The sequence below is a fragment of the Anaerolineae bacterium genome, from assembly GCA_025062375.1.
Taxonomy (GTDB): Bacteria; Chloroflexota; Anaerolineae; order SpSt-600; family SpSt-600; genus SpSt-600.
Window position 1 is genome coordinate 59,487 of the sequence record JANXAG010000006.1, and the last position, 16,846, is coordinate 76,332.

The 16,846-nt window shown below is 51.9% G+C and carries 14 protein-coding genes and 1 tRNA gene; 7 read left to right on the plus strand and 8 right to left on the minus strand.

What is annotated here, in order from left to right; genetic code table 11:
• The first annotated feature begins 47 nt into the window (after positions 1 to 47).
• From NZ653_03130 to NZ653_03150, 5 genes are all read left to right on the plus strand, one after another.
• Complete coding sequence (locus NZ653_03130) at positions 48 to 893, plus strand: tyrosine-type recombinase/integrase (protein MCS7286118.1); 846 nt, start codon at positions 48 to 50, stop codon at positions 891 to 893.
• 4 nt (positions 894 to 897) lie between these two features.
• Positions 898 to 1,755, plus strand: a complete 858-nt coding sequence (locus NZ653_03135) for a purine-nucleoside phosphorylase (protein MCS7286119.1) — start codon at positions 898 to 900, stop codon at positions 1,753 to 1,755.
• Positions 1,756 to 2,478, plus strand: a complete 723-nt coding sequence (locus NZ653_03140; GenBank protein MCS7286120.1) for a hypothetical protein — start codon at positions 1,756 to 1,758, stop codon at positions 2,476 to 2,478.
• 358 nt (positions 2,479 to 2,836) lie between these two features.
• Positions 2,837 to 3,265, plus strand: coding sequence for an Rrf2 family transcriptional regulator (locus NZ653_03145; protein MCS7286121.1), 429 nt, complete (start codon positions 2,837 to 2,839; stop codon positions 3,263 to 3,265).
• A gap of 18 nt (positions 3,266 to 3,283) precedes the next feature.
• Positions 3,284 to 4,711, plus strand: coding sequence for a phosphoglucomutase/phosphomannomutase family protein (locus tag NZ653_03150; protein MCS7286122.1), 1,428 nt, complete (start codon positions 3,284 to 3,286; stop codon positions 4,709 to 4,711).
• Here the strand turns inward: NZ653_03150 and NZ653_03155 are convergent.
• Complete coding sequence (locus tag NZ653_03155; protein MCS7286123.1) at positions 4,708 to 5,619, minus strand: sugar phosphate isomerase/epimerase; 912 nt, start codon at positions 5,617 to 5,619, stop codon at positions 4,708 to 4,710. The genes NZ653_03150 and NZ653_03155 overlap by 4 nt on opposite strands.
• 651 nt (positions 5,620 to 6,270) lie before the next feature.
• Between NZ653_03155 and NZ653_03160 the strand changes: the two genes are divergently transcribed.
• Together NZ653_03160 and NZ653_03165 are read left to right on the plus strand one after the other, a co-directional pair.
• Positions 6,271 to 8,502, plus strand: coding sequence for an alpha-galactosidase (locus tag NZ653_03160; protein MCS7286124.1), 2,232 nt, complete (start codon positions 6,271 to 6,273; stop codon positions 8,500 to 8,502).
• A gap of 213 nt (positions 8,503 to 8,715) precedes the next feature.
• Entirely contained in the window at positions 8,716 to 10,002 is a 1,287-nt protein-coding gene (locus NZ653_03165) for an MFS transporter (protein MCS7286125.1), read from the plus strand.
• 431 nt (positions 10,003 to 10,433) lie between these two features.
• Here NZ653_03165 and NZ653_03170 read toward each other — a convergent pair whose 3' ends face one another.
• From NZ653_03170 to NZ653_03200, 7 genes are all read right to left on the minus strand, one after another.
• Positions 10,434 to 11,390, minus strand: coding sequence for a tyrosine-type recombinase/integrase (locus tag NZ653_03170; protein MCS7286126.1), 957 nt, complete (start codon positions 11,388 to 11,390; stop codon positions 10,434 to 10,436).
• 4 nt (positions 11,391 to 11,394) lie between these two features.
• The gene (clpX, locus tag NZ653_03175) at positions 11,395 to 12,660 is read right to left on the minus strand and encodes an ATP-dependent Clp protease ATP-binding subunit ClpX (protein MCS7286127.1); all 1,266 of its coding nucleotides are present in this window, start codon (positions 12,658 to 12,660) and stop codon (positions 11,395 to 11,397) included.
• A 19-nt stretch (positions 12,661 to 12,679) separates the two neighbouring features.
• Positions 12,680 to 13,300, minus strand: coding sequence for an ATP-dependent Clp protease proteolytic subunit (locus NZ653_03180; GenBank protein ID MCS7286128.1), 621 nt, complete (start codon positions 13,298 to 13,300; stop codon positions 12,680 to 12,682).
• Entirely contained in the window at positions 13,266 to 14,543 is a 1,278-nt protein-coding gene (tig, locus tag NZ653_03185) for a trigger factor (protein ID MCS7286129.1), read from the minus strand. The genes NZ653_03180 and tig overlap by 35 nt, the downstream gene beginning before the upstream one ends.
• A 94-nt stretch (positions 14,544 to 14,637) precedes the next feature.
• A tRNA-Leu gene (locus NZ653_03190) sits at positions 14,638 to 14,721 on the minus strand.
• A gap of 92 nt (positions 14,722 to 14,813) precedes the next feature.
• Positions 14,814 to 15,497 (minus strand): phosphate signaling complex protein PhoU, encoded by a 684-nt coding sequence (gene phoU, locus NZ653_03195; GenBank protein MCS7286130.1) that lies wholly within the window; start codon positions 15,495 to 15,497, stop codon positions 14,814 to 14,816.
• A 181-nt stretch (positions 15,498 to 15,678) separates the two neighbouring features.
• Positions 15,679 to 16,764: a PstS family phosphate ABC transporter substrate-binding protein gene (locus tag NZ653_03200; GenBank protein MCS7286131.1), complete on the minus strand. Its 1,086-nt coding sequence runs from the start codon at positions 16,762 to 16,764 to the stop codon at positions 15,679 to 15,681.
• Positions 16,765 to 16,846 lie beyond the last annotated feature (82 nt).

The window sequence follows — 16,846 nt, forward strand, 5'->3', positions numbered from 1 at the left end:
AAAAACCAAATGGAGCGCACCCCAGCAAAAGTTAAGGAGAGAAAGCCATGAAAGAGGAGGTGAGAAATTTTCTGGAGTATCTGCGTAAGGAAAAGGCTTACTCCGAGCATACCATAGAAAGTTACTGGAATGACCTTTCTTACGCAGCGAATTTCTTCTTCAAGAAGAAGGGTGCCACTTTCAAATGGGCTGACTTGAAACCAACGGATGTGCAGGAGTTTGTTTCCCACCTCAGGGGGAGAGGCTATGCTATGAGCTCCATCTCCCGGAAAATCTCCTCTTTTCGATCGTTCCTTCACTTCCTCCACCGGGAAGGCGTAATAGCCCAGAGCTATTCTGAGCTTCTCGGAGGGGCCAAAACGCCGAAACGTCCTCCCAAGTTCTTGTCCGATGAGGAACTATCCAAACTCCTGGAAGCCCCGTCAGCTCAGGGTGGGCCGAAGGCTTTGAGGGATAAAGCTATCCTTGAAGTCCTTTCCTCCACAGGAATGAAAATCATTGAGCTTGTAGCTCTGAATTTGGACGATGTGGACCTGGCCTCAGGGGCTGTGCGGATCATATACAAGAAGGGGAAGGAAAGGGTAGTAAGCCTGAGCGACCAGGCCCGGGAAGCCCTGAGGGTGTATATAGAACAGGGCCGCATGCGCCTTATAAATCCTCAAAACCCAACTGACGCCCTTTTCGTAAACGCCAAAGGCCAGAGGCTCACACGCCAGGGGGTTTGGGTAATAGTAAAACAATACGCCAGAAGCGTGGGGATGGAGACAAGCCCGAAGATCTTCCGCCACTCCCTCATCCGCAAGAAACTTCTGGAAAAAGCGAAGCCCAGGGATCTGAAAAAAATCCTGGGCTACTCAGGCCACCTGGATACGACCCTTTACAGCGGAGAATAGGGATATGACCGAAGCCTTCTTCTCCCACTCGGACTATTTGCGTTTTGCCGCTTTATTCAAAGAAAAACTGGGATGGATACCGGCAGTGGGGATAATCCTGGGCTCTGGCCTCAATCCCGTAGCCGATGAAGTAGAAGTGGAAGCTTCAGCCCTTTACAGCGAAATCCCCGGCTTCCCTGTCCCAATGGTGGCGGGACACGAAGGCCGAATCCTGGTCGGCAGAATAAACGGGTTTCCGATCCTGGTCTTCCAGGGCCGCCCCCATTACTATGAAGGCTACTCAATGCAGGAAGTAGTCCTCCCGATAAGGGTTTTCCAAGTATCTGGAGGCAAAGTATTGATTGTAACCAATGCTGCTGGAGGCCTTAACCCCTACTTTAAGCCCGGAGACTTGATGCTCATAACCGATCACATAAATATCCCAGGGCTGGCTGGTATCCACCCATTAAGGGGGCCCAATGAAGAAACCATCGGCCCCCGCTTTTTAGATATGGTCAACGCTTACGACCCTCAGCTTCGCTCCCTGGCTCAGAAGGCAGCTAAGAAAGCAGGGATTGAACTCCACGAGGGAATATACGTTATGCTCACAGGCCCGTCCTATGAAACCCCCGCTGAAATTCGTTTCCTTCGCCTCATAGGCGCCGATGCCGTAGGAATGTCTACCGTCCCCGAAGTCATAGCTGCCCGCCACGGCGGGATGAGGGTCTTAGGCATATCAGGCATAAGCAACGTCATCCCAATACAGCACGGAGAAAAAGGCCCTGACCATCAGGAAGTTCTGGAAGCGGGGAAGAAAATGGTCCCTAAATTGCAGGCTCTCCTCCGTCACCTCATCCCGATGATATACGAAACGGGGGTTTAAATGTCCATTCTCATAGAAATCCTGGCGAAGAATACCCACTGGCTCTGGCTTTTGTGTATAATCTGGGCCATATACAACCTTAGACAGGCTTTCCTGGCCCGCAGGGAGAGAAAGGCGGCGCGTTTCTCCCTGGAGAAAGAAGCTGCGCAGGCCCGCCTCTACCGGACATGGGGCTGGAGCGCGGCTCTCTTCTTTTTCCTGGGTTTCACCCTTTACCTCCAGCTGGCAATATCTCCAGGGTTGGAAAATCCGCCGCCAGCCCAGGAATCCGCCAGCAATGTTCTTCCCCTTCCCACGCCCACCCCAACCCCCAAACCCACCCCGACCCCTATTCCAACCCCTCCCAGGCCTCCAACTCCTCCCATGATTTACTTTCCCACCCCTGAGCTGACTCCGACTCCAACTCCGCTTCCCCCCTGTCCTAACCCGGGAGTGGTTATCACAAGCCCCGGGGTAAACGCTACTATAAGGGGCCCCGTGGAAATAAAGGGGACTGCGAACATCCCCAACTTTCAGTTCTACAAACTTGAGTTCGGAGCAGGCCAGAACCCCCAACTTTGGTCCTTCATCCTTTCCGGCAACACACCAGTCGTGGGCGGAACCCTCGGGATTTGGGATCCTTCCCCTCTACCGCCAGGGGAATACAGGCTTCGCCTCGTAGTGGTGGATATAACGGGAAACTACCCTCCTCCATGCGAGATTCCAATCAGGATTCAGAGGTAAAAGCTTATTGAAAGAGCAGTATATTCTTTGGAGGGAGAAGAAACCTTCCCAGCCGGGGATTTGGGAATTTCTTATTGTAACCCCACGCATCACCCTGGTAAACTGGGCCCGAACCGGCGGCAAGCTCTGCAGTACCCATTACGGGGTGGTGAACCTCAGGAGTGGGTGACCGGTAGTTAGGCGTGAGCAGGCCTGAACCCCTGAGCCCACAGAGGTGAAAGCGAGGTCAAACCCTATCCCGCAAAATTTTTAAAAGGGAGTGAGCTTCAGCCTTTTGGCCCGCCTGTGAGTGGGGCCCAGAACCGGCTGTAAACCCTGAACCAGCGGGGGTGGGAGAAACCACTGAAGGGAGGTGAAAATGATGATTATCTCGAGAAAAACCGATTATGGCCTGCGTATCCTTCTGGAGCTTTCCAAACTGCCTCAGGGAACAGCGATATCAGCCAAAGAACTGGCCTTCCGTCAGGGAATCCCCTTCCCATTCCTCAGCAAAATAATCGCCGATCTGGCCTCCAAACACATTGTGGAGACCAAGAGAGGAATGAAGGGGGGGATAAAGCTCTCTCTGACACCAGATTCCATCTCCGTCCTGGATATAGTGGAAGCCATAGACGGAGGCATAAACCTCTGTTACTGTTCCGCCCGCTCTATAGATTGCCAGCGGCAAAACTATTGCTCCATCCGCAAAAACCTCAAACTGGTGGAAGAAAAACTCAGGGAAGAACTCCGTAAAATTACCATCGCTGCCCTGACCCAGGAGGAGCTCAGGGCATTGGGGGAAGCCTAAAACGACGGAGGAACAGAGATGCCAATAGAGTTCGGGACCGACGGCTGGAGGGCCGTAATAAGCGATGATTTCACCTTTGAGAACCTCCGCTATGTAGCCCAGGGCATAGCCGAAGCCTTCGGACCTGGAAGGAAAATCGCCATCGGCTTTGACACCAGATTTCTTTCAGACCGCTACGCTGCAGAAGTGGCCAGAGTGCTGGCCGCCAATGGGATAACGGTCTACCTTACAAGAACAGATACTCCGACCCCGGTTCTGGCCTTTGCCATTTCCCACCTTAAGGCTGACGGTGGGGTGATGATAACCGCAAGCCACAATCCTCCGCGCTACAACGGTGTTAAAGTTAAAGGGCCCTACGGTGAACCCAACAAGGCCTTGGCTAAAAAAGTTGAAGCAATAATAAATGCCAACCTTGAGCGTAAAATTCCTCCCCGCCTTGTGGATTACGAAAAGGCCCTAGCTGAAGGAGCGATTGTAAGGTTCGATCCCGCCCCTCCTTACTTCGAGCACGTAAAGAAGCTGGTGGATTTCTCCCTTATAGCCCAAAGTGGCTTTAAAGTAGTGGTGGACCCCATGTATGGGGCCGGACGAGGGTATATAAAGAGTCTGCTTACAGAAGCGGGCCTCTCTTCAGTTTTAGAAATAAGGGGAGAAATGAACCCGGGCTTTGGGGGAATCCATCCGGAGCCTATAGCCCGCTATTTGGAGGCTCTGGTTCAGGCGGTAAGGGAGGGCAGAGATGTAGGCCTTGCCCACGATGGCGATGCCGACCGGATTGGGGCTGTTGACGCTGAAGGGAATTTTGTGGACCCTCAAAAGATTTTCGCCCTCATACTTCGCTATCTGGTGGAAGAAAAGGGGTGGAAAGGGGCTGTGGTTAAAACCATATCCACCACTATGGCTGTGGACAGGCTGGCTTCCCGTTACGGCCTGCCTCTCTATGAGACACCTGTTGGCTTCAACTACATAGCTGAGCACATGATCAGCGGAGACGTCCTTATGGGTGGGGAAGAATCGGGCGGGATGAGCGTGAAAGGCCACATCCCCGAAGGCGATGGAATCCTTATGGGGCTTCTGGTTCTGGAAGCGATGGCAGCCAGTTCAATGCCCCTTAAAGCTCTTGTGGAGGACCTGATTTCCGATCTTGGGCCTCTTCATTACGCCAGGAAAGATATTCCTTTGGAGAAGCCATGCTCAAAGAAAGCCCTCACCGAAGCTCTTAAAGCTTCAGTTCCCTCCCGGATAGCCGGGGTAGAGGTTAAAGGGATAAGCGATCTGGATGGTTTCAAATACTTCCTGGGTGAAGAAGGCTGGCTTCTCGTAAGGCCATCAGGGACAGAACCTCTCTTGCGGATTTACGCTGAAGCTGTAGACCATGTCCTGCTAAGGGCTTTCTTAGATGAAGGGGAGAAACTGGGCCTTAAAGCCCTCGAGGCTGGACTTTAAATAGGTAGCTGACCCATTACTTCTCGCAATCTTTCTAGGGATTTTATGGCTTCAGGGATAGTTAACTCAAAGATGATCGGCCCTTCAAAGTTTACCTTTTTCAAGGAGGAGAAGAAATCCTCCAGGGGGACTTCCCCTTCTCCGAGGGGCAGGTGATCGGCCCAGCGAGCGGTTCCGTCGGGCTCAAGCCTGAACCAGGCATCGTGCAGGTGGACCTCTTTGAGGCGGGGTAAGCATTTAGCCAGAGCCTCGTGGAAATCCACCGGGCCGGGCATACGGGCAAAGACATGCCCGGTATCAAAGCAAACGGAAAGGTCAAACTCCTCTGCCAGGCCGAGGGTCAAGTCCAAAGGGAACTGGATGGTTTCTACTGCCAAGGCTCTGGGTGGGAGGTTTGTCCGTTCAAGAATCTCCTCAATGCTTCGGGCAGCATTGCGCTGGAAAAGCAGCATAAGGAGGGGGCGGGCCAGGTCAGGTATGGAAGGTGATGTGAAGAACTCGGTAGCGAGGGGGCCTGTAGCGTGGAAGACATAGACCTCTGGCTCCAGAGGTGCGAAACGCAGGATTGCATCCACCATAACGTCTACTGCTGCTTTTCTGACTTCCTCAAAGGGGCTTGAGGGCTCAAGGGACCACAGGGGAAGGTGAACAGTGTAGCTTAATCCCAGGCTTTCTTTAAAATCCATAAGGCGCTTGAGAGTGGGGACACCGAAGCTATGGGGGAAGAAAATATTGAGGTCGGTATTGAGCTCGAGGAGCCGGAATCCGTAACTGGTGATGCGCTCCACCATGGCTGGCACGTCAAGGGGGGGCAACTTTTCTGGAAGGCCGCCGGCTCCGGTCAAAAGTGGTGCGGCCATTTCCAAAAGAAGGGGTTCCTGAATAATTTCAATCCCCAGCCGGACCATATTTGCCTCCGATTTTGTTTTCTGGTTTCATGATACTACGAGTGAAGATTTAGGGCAAATCCCGTTTGCGGGCTGATCTGCCCCTGGTTTACAGGGGTAACTGGGCAAATGGTAAAGCTCTTTTTAGGAGAAAATTTCGCCCAATTAAGATCTTTTCCCGGTAACCGGGAGTCGTTAGACAGGAAATCCATTCCTCGTCCCTTACCGGATTTGACAGTAGAGGAAAAATGGATGTAAAATAAAGCTGGATTTTGCACTAAAGCCTTTAACAGACTACGAACCTTAACAATTAAATATGCCTTTGATTGTAATCGAACCAGAGTGGGATTGAAAGGTGTGGCGGTGGGAGTCATCTACTCCTACCGTTTTAGTCAGAGTAGGCTTGAAAGCTCGACCTCCCTTCGCCTGCACTGTAAAATCAACTGCTGTTATGGTCGAGTTAGAGAGGGCTTGATTGATGATTCATGTATCTTGTCGTAATCGCACCAGAGTGAGTTTGAAGGGAAAGGTTTCATTCCTCCTGGCCCACAAAATCTTCACCGTAATTGCCCCATAAAGAGGTTGAATCCTGTTAGGGCCTCGGCTGCTTTATTTGGTCGTAATTGCAGCATAGTAGAATTTAATGGGTTCGTTCTTTTCACAGGAGTTGCTATGACCGGAAAACTTGGGCTAAAATTTTGGGGTGAAAAGTTTGCAGTTTTATTTTCGGCTTTGTTGGTTTTAGTGGTTATGCTCAGCTCTGGTTGCAGCCCAGCATTATCGGAAAAAGGCCAGCTCCTTCCCCATCATGCTGCCAACTATAGGGAAACCGTTTCTATTTCCAACGATCGTGTGACCATCTCTTTCAGTTTGCCCACAGGGTTGATCTCTTTTGCGGCCAGAGGGCGGGAGGTTTTTGAAGGTGCATTTTTCGGCGCCTTAATAAACGGAGAGGAATGGGTAAGTTCTCAATTTACCTGGGAAGAGTGGAGCAAAATTACCATAGCCGACGCTTTGGGCCACGGTAATAGCCTAATTGTTATCAGCACGGAGAACAGGGGAATCAGGTGGGTATTGGAGATCACTCTATACGAAGGCAAGGATTATGCAATCTTCCAGCACACACTGACCAATACAGGTCAACAAGCTGTAAAGGTAGGTGGTCTGAAGCCTCTTGCTGTGGAGGCCAACGGCAAATTCTCCAGAGATTTCTCCTTAAGAGGGGCCGTGGTTTTCATTAACGGTTATACCAGCGTCGGCTACAGGGGAGTGGTGCCTGTATTGCCTGTTCCCCACGTGGCAATACCCGGCTCCTTGCCCGATGGCACAGGTAACCTCCGTTTCGGTGATTACTCCGGGTGGTGGGTGCATGCCCTCTGGATCAGGAACAGGGGAATAGGGTTTATTGCCGGTGCACTTACAGCTGAGAAGTGGAAGACTTTTATTGATTTACGCCAGAATCTTCTTACCGGTAGAATATCCAGCTGGAGCGTGAACAACCTGGGCGATGCGCTGCTCCCTCCAGGTCAAGCTTTTGCTTCGGAAAAGATTATGATAGGGGTGTGCACCAACCCTCTGACCTGCCTGGATGAGTACGGAGCGGCTGTGGGAAAGGTTAACCAGGTTAAGCCAGCCCCCGCTTCCCTCGGATGGTGCTCTTGGCCTTACTATTACCGGAAGATCACCGAAACAGAGGTGTTGCGCAACGCTGCTTTTATGAAAGAAAGGCTCTCTCCCGCTTATAAATACGTCCTGATAGATAGCGGGTGGTTTACTTTCCGCGGTGATTGGAAGGCTAATGAGAAGTTCCCTGAAGGGATGAAGGCCACTGCTCAGAAGATCCGCAACCTGGGGCTGAGGCCAGGCCTGTGGTTCGCCCCTTTCCTGGTGGATAAGGGGTCAGCCCTTTTGCACCAGCATCCCGATTGGTTTGTGAAAAATGAGGATGGTTCGCTTTATGTTTATAAGCAAGACCCAGGAGCCCCGGAAAGGTACGTACTGGATGGTTCCCACCCTGAAGTGCAGGCGTGGCTGGAAAAGCTTTTCAGCACCGTAGTCAATGAATGGGGATACGAGTATCTGAAGCTGGATTTCCTACAAGCGGGCGCGGTGGAAGGCAAAAGATATAACCCTGCTGTAACTTCCCTGGAAGCTCTGCGCCAGGGCCTGCGGGCGATCAGAAGGGGAGCCGGCGATAAGACTTATATCCAGCAGGCTATAGGCCCATGGCTGGCGCCGGTGGGGATCCTCAACGAAAGCCGCATGGGCATGGATACAGAATTTCGCCTGAGCGCTGGCCTAACGACTAGCGATATTCCATGGCTCAACTGGCAATACGCCACCTGGTATATCCGGAACAACATAGCTGGCTACTTCGCCAGGGGCAATCTTTTCAATGTGCAGTCAGGCGAAGGGATCAGACTTGGACCCTGGTCTCTTCAAGAGACGAAGACTCTGCTGGCTACTTACGCCTTGAACGGCAACCTGTGGCTTGCTGGGGATTTGACAGCCTTGTCCCCGGAACAGATAGACTTGCTGAACAATGAGGCCATTATCGCTTTGAGCACTTCTAATTTAAGGGTCAAGCCCGCAGATCTTTTTGAAAGGCCGGATTTCCTGGCAGCCTTTGGCGCCATGAATGTGTTTGGCGATAGCCAGCGTTTAACTTACGGTAATTTACCCACTGTCTGGTATGCTCCTGTAGAAGGCTCACTGCTGGTCGGCCTGTTCAATTGGGGGGATCGCAGGACTACAGTAACTTTACCCCTGGCTAAGATAGGGCTGGATCCAGATAGAAGGTATTCCTTTTTTGACCTCTGGACCGGCCAGAAAGTAGGAGAATATCGGGGAAGCATTACTATACCGATTGACGCTCATTCTCATATGCTGCTGAGGATAGAATGAGTTTTTGTCCGAGTTGGTGGCGGGCCTATCGTTGCGCCGGGCGCGGTGCGCGTCGTTTGCTTTCTGGATTTATATTTTAGCGCCAGGCACCGCTGACCGACCGGCGGATCAGTTCAGTCTAGCTATTTGTGGCCCAGTTGAAGCCCGGTCGGTTGAATTGTTCAAAGAGATTGCCATGTTTGGTTAGCCGGGAAATAAAACAGGAGGATTACTATGGCTTATCCGATAAGGCGCTGGCCCGTTGTGGTCATCTTTTTTTCTTTCATGCTCCTGCATCAGATGGATAAATTGCTCATCGGGCCTCTGACTACTCCTATTATGGAGACTTTCCGGATCAATGAGGCCCAGATGGGGGCAGTTTTCAGCGGAGCCCTGCTAGTAGGAGGCTTGCTTTACCCTGTCTGGGGTTACCTTTACGACCGGTTCGCCCGGCCTAAATTACTGGCCCTGGCTGCCTTTATCTGGGGTTCCACCACCTGGTTAAGTGCCCTTGCTCCTAATTACAGCACCTTTCTGGTCACCAGAGCTTCCACTGGCATAGATGATTCCAGCTACCCCGGGCTCCATAGCTTGATATCCGATTACTTTGAGCCTGGCATACGGGGTAAAATATACGGATTGTTGCAGCTGGCCGCCCCCCTGGGTTACCTGCTGGGCATGGTCCTGGCTTTCAGTTTGCGGGATGTTATCGGCTGGCGGGGTGTGTATTATATAACCGGGGCCATGGGCATAATTCTGGCTCTGGCTATATACCGCTGGGTTATAGAAGTGCCACGGGGTCGGGCGGAGCCGGAAATGGCTGGCCTGGAGCAGATAAGCGTTTATAAATTTGACCCCAAGTTAGCTCGTGGTCTTTTCCGCAAGAAGAGCCTGGTCCTTCTCTACCTTCAAGGTTTCTTCGGCGTTTGGCCCTGGCAGGTCATCACTTACTGGTTTTTCCGCTATCTGGAGACGGAGCGGAAATATAGTGCGGATGTAATAATGATAACTATGCTGGTGGCTGTCCTGGTTCTGGCCTCCGGGTATTTTATAGGCGGCGCTATAGGCGATTTCTTGTTCAGGCGAACCCGCAGGGGGCGTATTATTGTTTGCACTGCTGGTGTTTTTTTGGGTTTAATTTTCCTGGTTCTGACTATGAAGACGCCGCCGGAAAATTACGGCACTTTTATGGTTTTCTTGATTTTAACTGCTCTCTTCATACCCTTTGCGGCACCTAACACCCTTTCCACTGTTTATGATGTTACTGAGCCTGAGGTACGGAGCACTGCTGTTGCCATTTCTAACTTCATAGAACAAGGAGGCACGGCTGTAGCACCATTCCTGGCCGGGCTTATCGCCACTGTATCATCTCTGGGCGATGCCATTCTCATTATTTGCACTGCGGGGTGGCTGGTGTGTGGTACTATCTTTCCCCTGGTGGGCTGGCTGCTGCCCAGGGATATGGATGCCCTGCGTCAGTTAATGCGCCAGAGGGCGGAAATGGAGATGGCACGAGGATAAGTGGGGTTAGCAGTTTTTGAGGTTTCTGGGGGCACATCCCCCAGGCCCCCTGCCATGGGGCAAGCCCCCTGGACCCCCGAATTTTTCCCGCCCTCGTGGGCTTTGGGTTTGCCACGGTTTTGGGTCCCACTCGTGGGCAAGATGCAGGAGATGGCTGATCGCTCCCTTTTGGGGTTTCTGGGGGCACATCCCCAAGACCCCCTGCCAGGGGGCAAGCCCCCTGGACCCCCGAATTTTTCCCACCCTCGTGGGCTTGGGGTTTGCCACGGTTTTGGGTCCCACTCGTGGGCGGGATGTAGGAGATGGCTGATCGCTCCCTTTTGAGGTTTTCGGGGGATGCCCCTAAAGTCTCAGGGAATGGAGGGTTTTTTCCTCACTTTCGTGGGTGGGATGCGGGTATTCGTTGGTCGCTAATTTTCAGATGCCCCAGGCTAAAAGCGGCGCCTTTTTATAGCCTCTTCAGGAGGAAGAGTAGTGCGGTCAAAGATCTCACGGATATGAGGCTTGGAATAGTGGGCATAAACGCGTTTGGTGGTGCTTATGTCAGCATGACCAAGAATATCCTGAATGGCTTCCAGAGGAGCTCCTTCTTCCAGCATTTGGGTGGCCCTGTAGTGCCGAAAGTCATGCGGGGTGACATGGAGACCAAGAGCTCTGGCAGCTTTCTTTACTGTGGCCCAGATGCTCACTGTGCTTAGCCGACAACCATAATCCCGACCGTGAGAGATAAAAAGGGGCTCGTAGTGGTCTTTTCTCTCTTCCACATATGCCCGAATAGCTTCCTGGGCCTCTGAAGTCAAAAAGATGAAACGCTGCCTCTGACCTTTGCCCACCACCACGACTTCTCTGCGGCGACCATCAGCCACATCCTTGCGGTTGAGGGAGGCTACTTCGGCTATTCTACCCGCAGAGGCATAAAGGGTGTGAACTATAGCACGGCTCCGCAGGAGCCGCAGACGCTCAAGCCTGTCCTCCGGAAGGGGCTGTTCATCGTAAAAGAGGACTACCGCTGGTAACTCCGGATCAGGCATGGGAATAGGATAAGAAGCACGAGGAAGGATGGCCTTAACTTTTTCTTTAGCTCTTTCTATAGAGAAATCAGGTGGCAAGAGACGATGCCGAAATAAGTAACGGAGGAAGGCAGTAGCAGCAGCAAGGTAGGTTTGCTCTGTGAAGCGGGAAAAGCCCCTTTTATCAAGCCAGATAAAAAACTCTTCCAAGGCTTCCTCCCCTATGGAGGAAACCACAGGGTTTATCAATCCACTTCTTTCCGCGAGGAATTCCATAAAGGCCTTAAGGCCGGTGGAGTAAGTCTTATGGGTGCAGGGGCTTGCTTCCAGCCCCCTGAGGAATTTTTCTGCCGCTTCACCCAGGGATAAGTCTACCATTGTCTCAGGCCGTCTCTTTCAGCTTATCCCACCAGTAAATTGGAATTCCACGGCTGTTTATCAGGATTGGGTGCCCTTTTCCCCGGATGGCATCGGCATTGACAATGCACCGGGTTACATCTGGCATAGAGGGTATTTCGTACATAACGTCCAGAAGCGTTTCTTCAATGATGGTGCGAAGACCCCTGGCCCCAGTTTTGCGCTTGAGGGCCTCTTCAGCAGCAGCTTCCAGAGCTTCAGGAGTGAAAACCAGTTCCACTCCATCCAGGGCAAAAAGTTGCTGGAACTGTTTAACTATGGCATTCCTGGGCTTCGTCAGGATGTCAATCATCGCTTGTTTATCCAGCGGGTCAACGCTCACGATAACGGGCAAGCGGCCTACAAATTCCGGGATAAAGCCGAACTTCATGAGGTCATCGGGAATGACTTGGCGCAGGAGTTCAGCAGTTTCCAGCTCCCGAGCCTTTGGTTCGCCTTCCCTCAGGAACCCTACCCTCCCTTTAAGGCCTATGCGTTCCGCTACAATTTTATCTAGACCCTCAAAAGCTCCTCCGCAGATGAAGAGGATATCGGTGGTGTCAATCTGGATGAATTCCTGGTAAGGGTGTTTACGCCCACCCTGAGGAGGAACGTTAGCTATGGTCCCTTCTATAATCTTGAGGAGGGCTTGTTGAACTCCTTCACCTGAGACATCCCTTGTAATTGAAGGGTTATCGCCTGATTTGCGAGCAATTTTGTCTATCTCATCAATGTAAACAATGCCCTTTTGGGCCCTGGCAATATCGTAATCAGCGGCCTGGATAAGGCGGAGGAGGATGTTCTCCACATCCTCTCCAACGTATCCTGCCTCGGTAAGGGAGGTGGCGTCAGCTATGGCAAAAGGGACGTCCAGGATTCTGGCGAGGGTTTGGGCCAGAAGGGTCTTACCACAGCCAGTGGGGCCGATAAGTAGGATGTTGGATTTCTGGATTTCTACTTCGGCGGCATTTTTGCGGTTCAAAATCCGCTTGTAGTGGTTGTAAACGGCTACGGAGAGAACCTTTTTGGCCCTGTCCTGGCCCACCACATATTGGTTCAAAGCCTCATAGATTTCCTTTGGGGAAGGGACGTGAGGGATGAATTCGTCCTCTTCTGGCCTTCCTTTTTCTTCAAAGATTCTCACACATAGTTCGGCGCAGCCCCGGCAAATATAAACATCGCTGGGGCCAGCTATGAGCCTTCCGGCTATCGTCTCAGGCCGGCCACAGAAAGAGCAATGAGGCAGAAACATTTAATTACCCCTTCTTCACCTAAGTTCCCGGTGCTCCCCTCTTTTTGCCAGGAGGAACCTCTAAAACCTCATCTATAATCCCGTATTCAACAGCACCCTTGGCATCCATGTAATAATCGCGGTCAAAATCCTGAATTATTCTCTCCAGCGGTTGGCCAGTGTGATAGGCCAAAAGCTCCTGAATTATCCTCTGGACTCTCAAGAGCTCTTTGGCCTGGATTTCAATGTCGGGTGCGTAACCCTGTATTCCACCTCCGGCCGGGTGCATGTGGATCGTGGCATGAGGCAAAGCGTAGCGCTTCCCTTTGGTCCCAGCTGCCAGAAGAACCGTCCCCATGCTGGCAGTCCAGCCCACGGCTATGGTGGACACGGGTGCTCTTATAAGCTGCATAGTGTCGTAAATGGCAAGACCGGGGTATATCGCTCCGCCCGGACAGTTTATGTAGAGATAAATGTCCCTTTCCGGATCTTCCCGGTCCAGATAGAGAAGCTGAGCCACTATCAGGTTGGCCACCTGATCAGTAATGGGCGTGCCCAAAAATACTATCCTTTCCTTAAGGAGCAGGGAGTATATGTCGTAAACCCTCTCGCCTCTCCCTGTAGATTCAATCACCATCGGGATTATGGCTCTCGCCCTCATCCACTTCCTCCTCCAGCATAATTTCCAGAAGACGTCTCTCAACCTTAGCTCTGAATAGAGCCATGGTAAGGCCCTGTTTAAAATTAGGGGAGCGAACGTCTCTTTTGGTCTTTTTGTCGGTTAATGTGGATTCAAATTTCTCCAGAACTTTGGTAACCTCTTCTTCTGAAATTTTCAGCCCCTCCTCTTCAATGAATTTACGCAAAACCAGGCGCCTCTTCAGCCTTTCAGTGACCTCTGGCAGTATTTCCTGCCGGTGTTCCTCCAAAGTTTTGCCCTGCATTTTCAAGTAATTTTCGAGCGAAAGGCCTCTCTTCCGCAAAGCCTTGTCCTCTTCTTGAAGGAAGTTTTCTATTTCTAGTTCCACTAAAAGAGGGGGCATCTCCACCTTAGCGTTCTTTACCAGGATATCCAGAGCTTCCGCAAGGGCCTCTTCTTCGTTAACGAATTTCTTCAGTTCCAGCAATTCCTGCTGAATTTGTTCTTTCAGTTCCGAAAGAGAATTAAAATCTCCTACGGAACGGGCGAATTCGTCATCGAGGGGTGGAAGTTGCTTTTCCTTGACCTCATGGACTTTGACCTGAAGGGTGATCTCCTCATTTTCTTTTTGCAGGGTGAAGGTTTTTTCCTGGCCAGGGGTGAGGCCCTCCAGGTTCTGGCTCAGCCCTTTAATTGGCTCAGTCTCAGGGTCCAGGTATAGGACGACGTTTTCCATCTTGTTTTCCTGGTGGCCTGATTTAAAGGTTAAATCGGCTATTATGAGGTCCCCTCCGGAAGCAGCGCGTTCCACCGTAATCCACGTGGCTTTCTCCTCTTGGAGCTTCAGAAGTTTTTCTTGAATTTCTTCCTCGTTGACCTTAACTTTTTTTCTTTTCACCCTCAAACTTCGGTAATCTCCCAGGTCAACGATGGGCTTGAGGGGCACCTTAAAAGTTATGGAAAAAGGCTCCACCGAAACTTCGTGAACTTGCCCCGGGGCTATGGGCTCAAGGTTGAGGTCAGTTATAAGTTTGGGGTAAATTTTCCGGGACAATTCTTCAAAGGCCACTTCGTAAATTAATCGCTCCCCCACTGTGCGCCGGACAACATCATAGGGAGCTTTGCCTTTCCGGAAGCCTGGGATGTTTATTTCGCCTGATATAATCTGGACGGCTTCCTTGAGAGCTTCCTTTTTTTCTTCACCGTCAAATTCTACTTTTATCAAAATCTCGCGGTTGCCCAGTTCTTCCGTGGTTACTTTCATCCTTCTGTCCTCCAACCTGATTTGCCAGAAATCAAAGTGGAAGCATTATACCATGTTAGAGCCAAAATTAAAAGCGCCCGAAGGCGCCTTTCGTTGGGGAAGGAGGGACTCGAACCCTCACGGGCAAAAGCCCACGTGATCCTAAGTCACGCTCGTCTACCAGTTCCGACACTTCCCCGCCCTTAAATAATTATACCCTCAGCCTCCGTGTAAAGCAACCCAAAACAAACGGAACTTGGGCAGAGGCCCGCCACAGGGCCAGGGGGTGCGCTAATTAATCCCTTCAGGCCCTTCACCCTCTATGTCCATCTCTATCAGTTCTCCGGTGACTATGAAAACTATCCGCTCGCAGATATTGGTTACCCGATCGGCTGCGCGTTCCAGGTTGTGGGCTACCCAGAGCAGGTATGTGGCCTGATCCAAAGTGCGGGGGTTAGCCATTATGCAGGCAAGCAGTTCGCGATAAACTTGGTTGTATAGAGCATCTACTTCATCGTCTTCAGCCGGGATGGCTCGCGCCAGTTTCGCATCTTCCCGGATAAAAGCATCCAGAGCCCGGTGGAGCATGTTTGTTGCTTTCTGGGCCATGCGCGGGATGTCTATAAGAGGTTTAATCAGAGGTTCGTTGCCTATCATTAAGCTGATTTTGGCAATGCCTTTGGCATAGTCTCCCATGCGTTCCAGTTCGGTCGCAATCTCCAGAATGGCTGCCAGGATGCGCAGGTCTCTGGCCATGGGCTGCTGAGTGGCAATAAGGGTTAGAACTTTGGCTTCAATTTCAAAGCGCTTTTCGTTGATGATCTGATCCCCGGCGATCAGCCGTCGCGCCCCTTCTGTGTCTCGCCGCCTTAGAATTTCTACAGCGTCCAGGATGGCCTGCTCTACCATGCTACCCAAGATGAGGACCTCGTCCTGGAGACGTTGAAGGCTTTGTTCAAAGGTTTGTCTCACCATACCCCTTCCCCCTGATGGGGTTAGTGGGAACTTAATCTCTCCCTGGGAATTTTACCTCCCGGGGAGGTCACTGTTTATGAAAGTTTGGTTTGCCCTTCTTAAGGGCTCGCAGTGATGCGGTAAGAATCCAGAAGGTGGCCTTGCAAGGCCACCTTCTGGATTGTTGCGGGCCTGTGTCCGGCTACTGTTCGCGCTTGAGGAGCTCTTCCAGCGTAATTCCCGGTTGCGCTCCTTTGCCACCAAAGACGGAACCCGTTTTGCCTTTCTCAAAGCGCTCCAGGGCCAGTTTGTATACCTCAGCCGGCAGTGGTATGTAGCCCACTTCCTTAATCAGGGTCCCGGCGTTTTGATAATCCAGGTAGAAGCGGATGAAGGCCTTTACTTCAGGGCGATCCGCAGCGGCCTTGCTGACGTAGATGAAGAGGGGTCGGGAGAGGGGCTGATAGGTGCCATTGCGCACCGTTTCCATGGTTGGGGTAATGGGGCCAGCTCCGTTGTTGGGGTTGCCGTCGTCAATGGGTACTATCTTGAGCTTGTCTTTGTTCTCTTCGTAGTAAGCCAGGCCGAAGTAACCCAGAGCCAGAGGGTCGGTGGCTACACCCTGGACCAGGACGTTGTCATCTTCGCTGGCCAGGAAGTCTCCCCGGCTGCTGCCGCTCTTGCCCACAATGGCTTCGGTGAAATAATCGTAGGTGCCTGAGTCAACTCCTGGGCCATAGAGGTTGATGGGCTTGTTTGGCCAGTTGGGCCGAATGTGGTTCCAGTGGGTGATTTTACCCTGAGCATCGGGTTCCCAGATTTTCTTGAGTTCCTCCACGGTCATGTAGTCAACCCAGTCATTCTGGGGGTTCACCACTACCGCCAGTCCATCGTAGGCTATGGGCAGTTCAATATATTCAACCCCGTTTTTCTGACACTGTTCCATTTCTGAGGATTTAATGGGGCGAGAAGCATCGGCTATGTCGATCTCGCGGTTGCAGAATTTCTTGAAGCCACCGCCTGTCCCGGAGATGCCCACGGTGATGCGGACTCCAGGGTGTTTTTTCTGGAATTCTTCGGCCATGGCTTCGCTGATGGGGTAGACCGTGCTGGAGCCGTCTATAAGTATGGAACCCGTTAGCTCAACGCGCGTCGGCGTCGGGGTTGGGGGGACTGGAGTTGGAGTCTTCGTGGGCTCGGGAGTTGGGGGTGTGGTGGGCTGAGGCGCCGGAGTACAAGCCCCCAGCAGCAGAGCTAATGCTATTAGACTGATCAAGGTTTTACGCATGGCTTCTCCTCCTTTCGGTTTTTTAGTTTGCCAGGAGGAGTCTACCATGCGTTGTTTAACAGCGCTTCAACGGCCGGTTAAA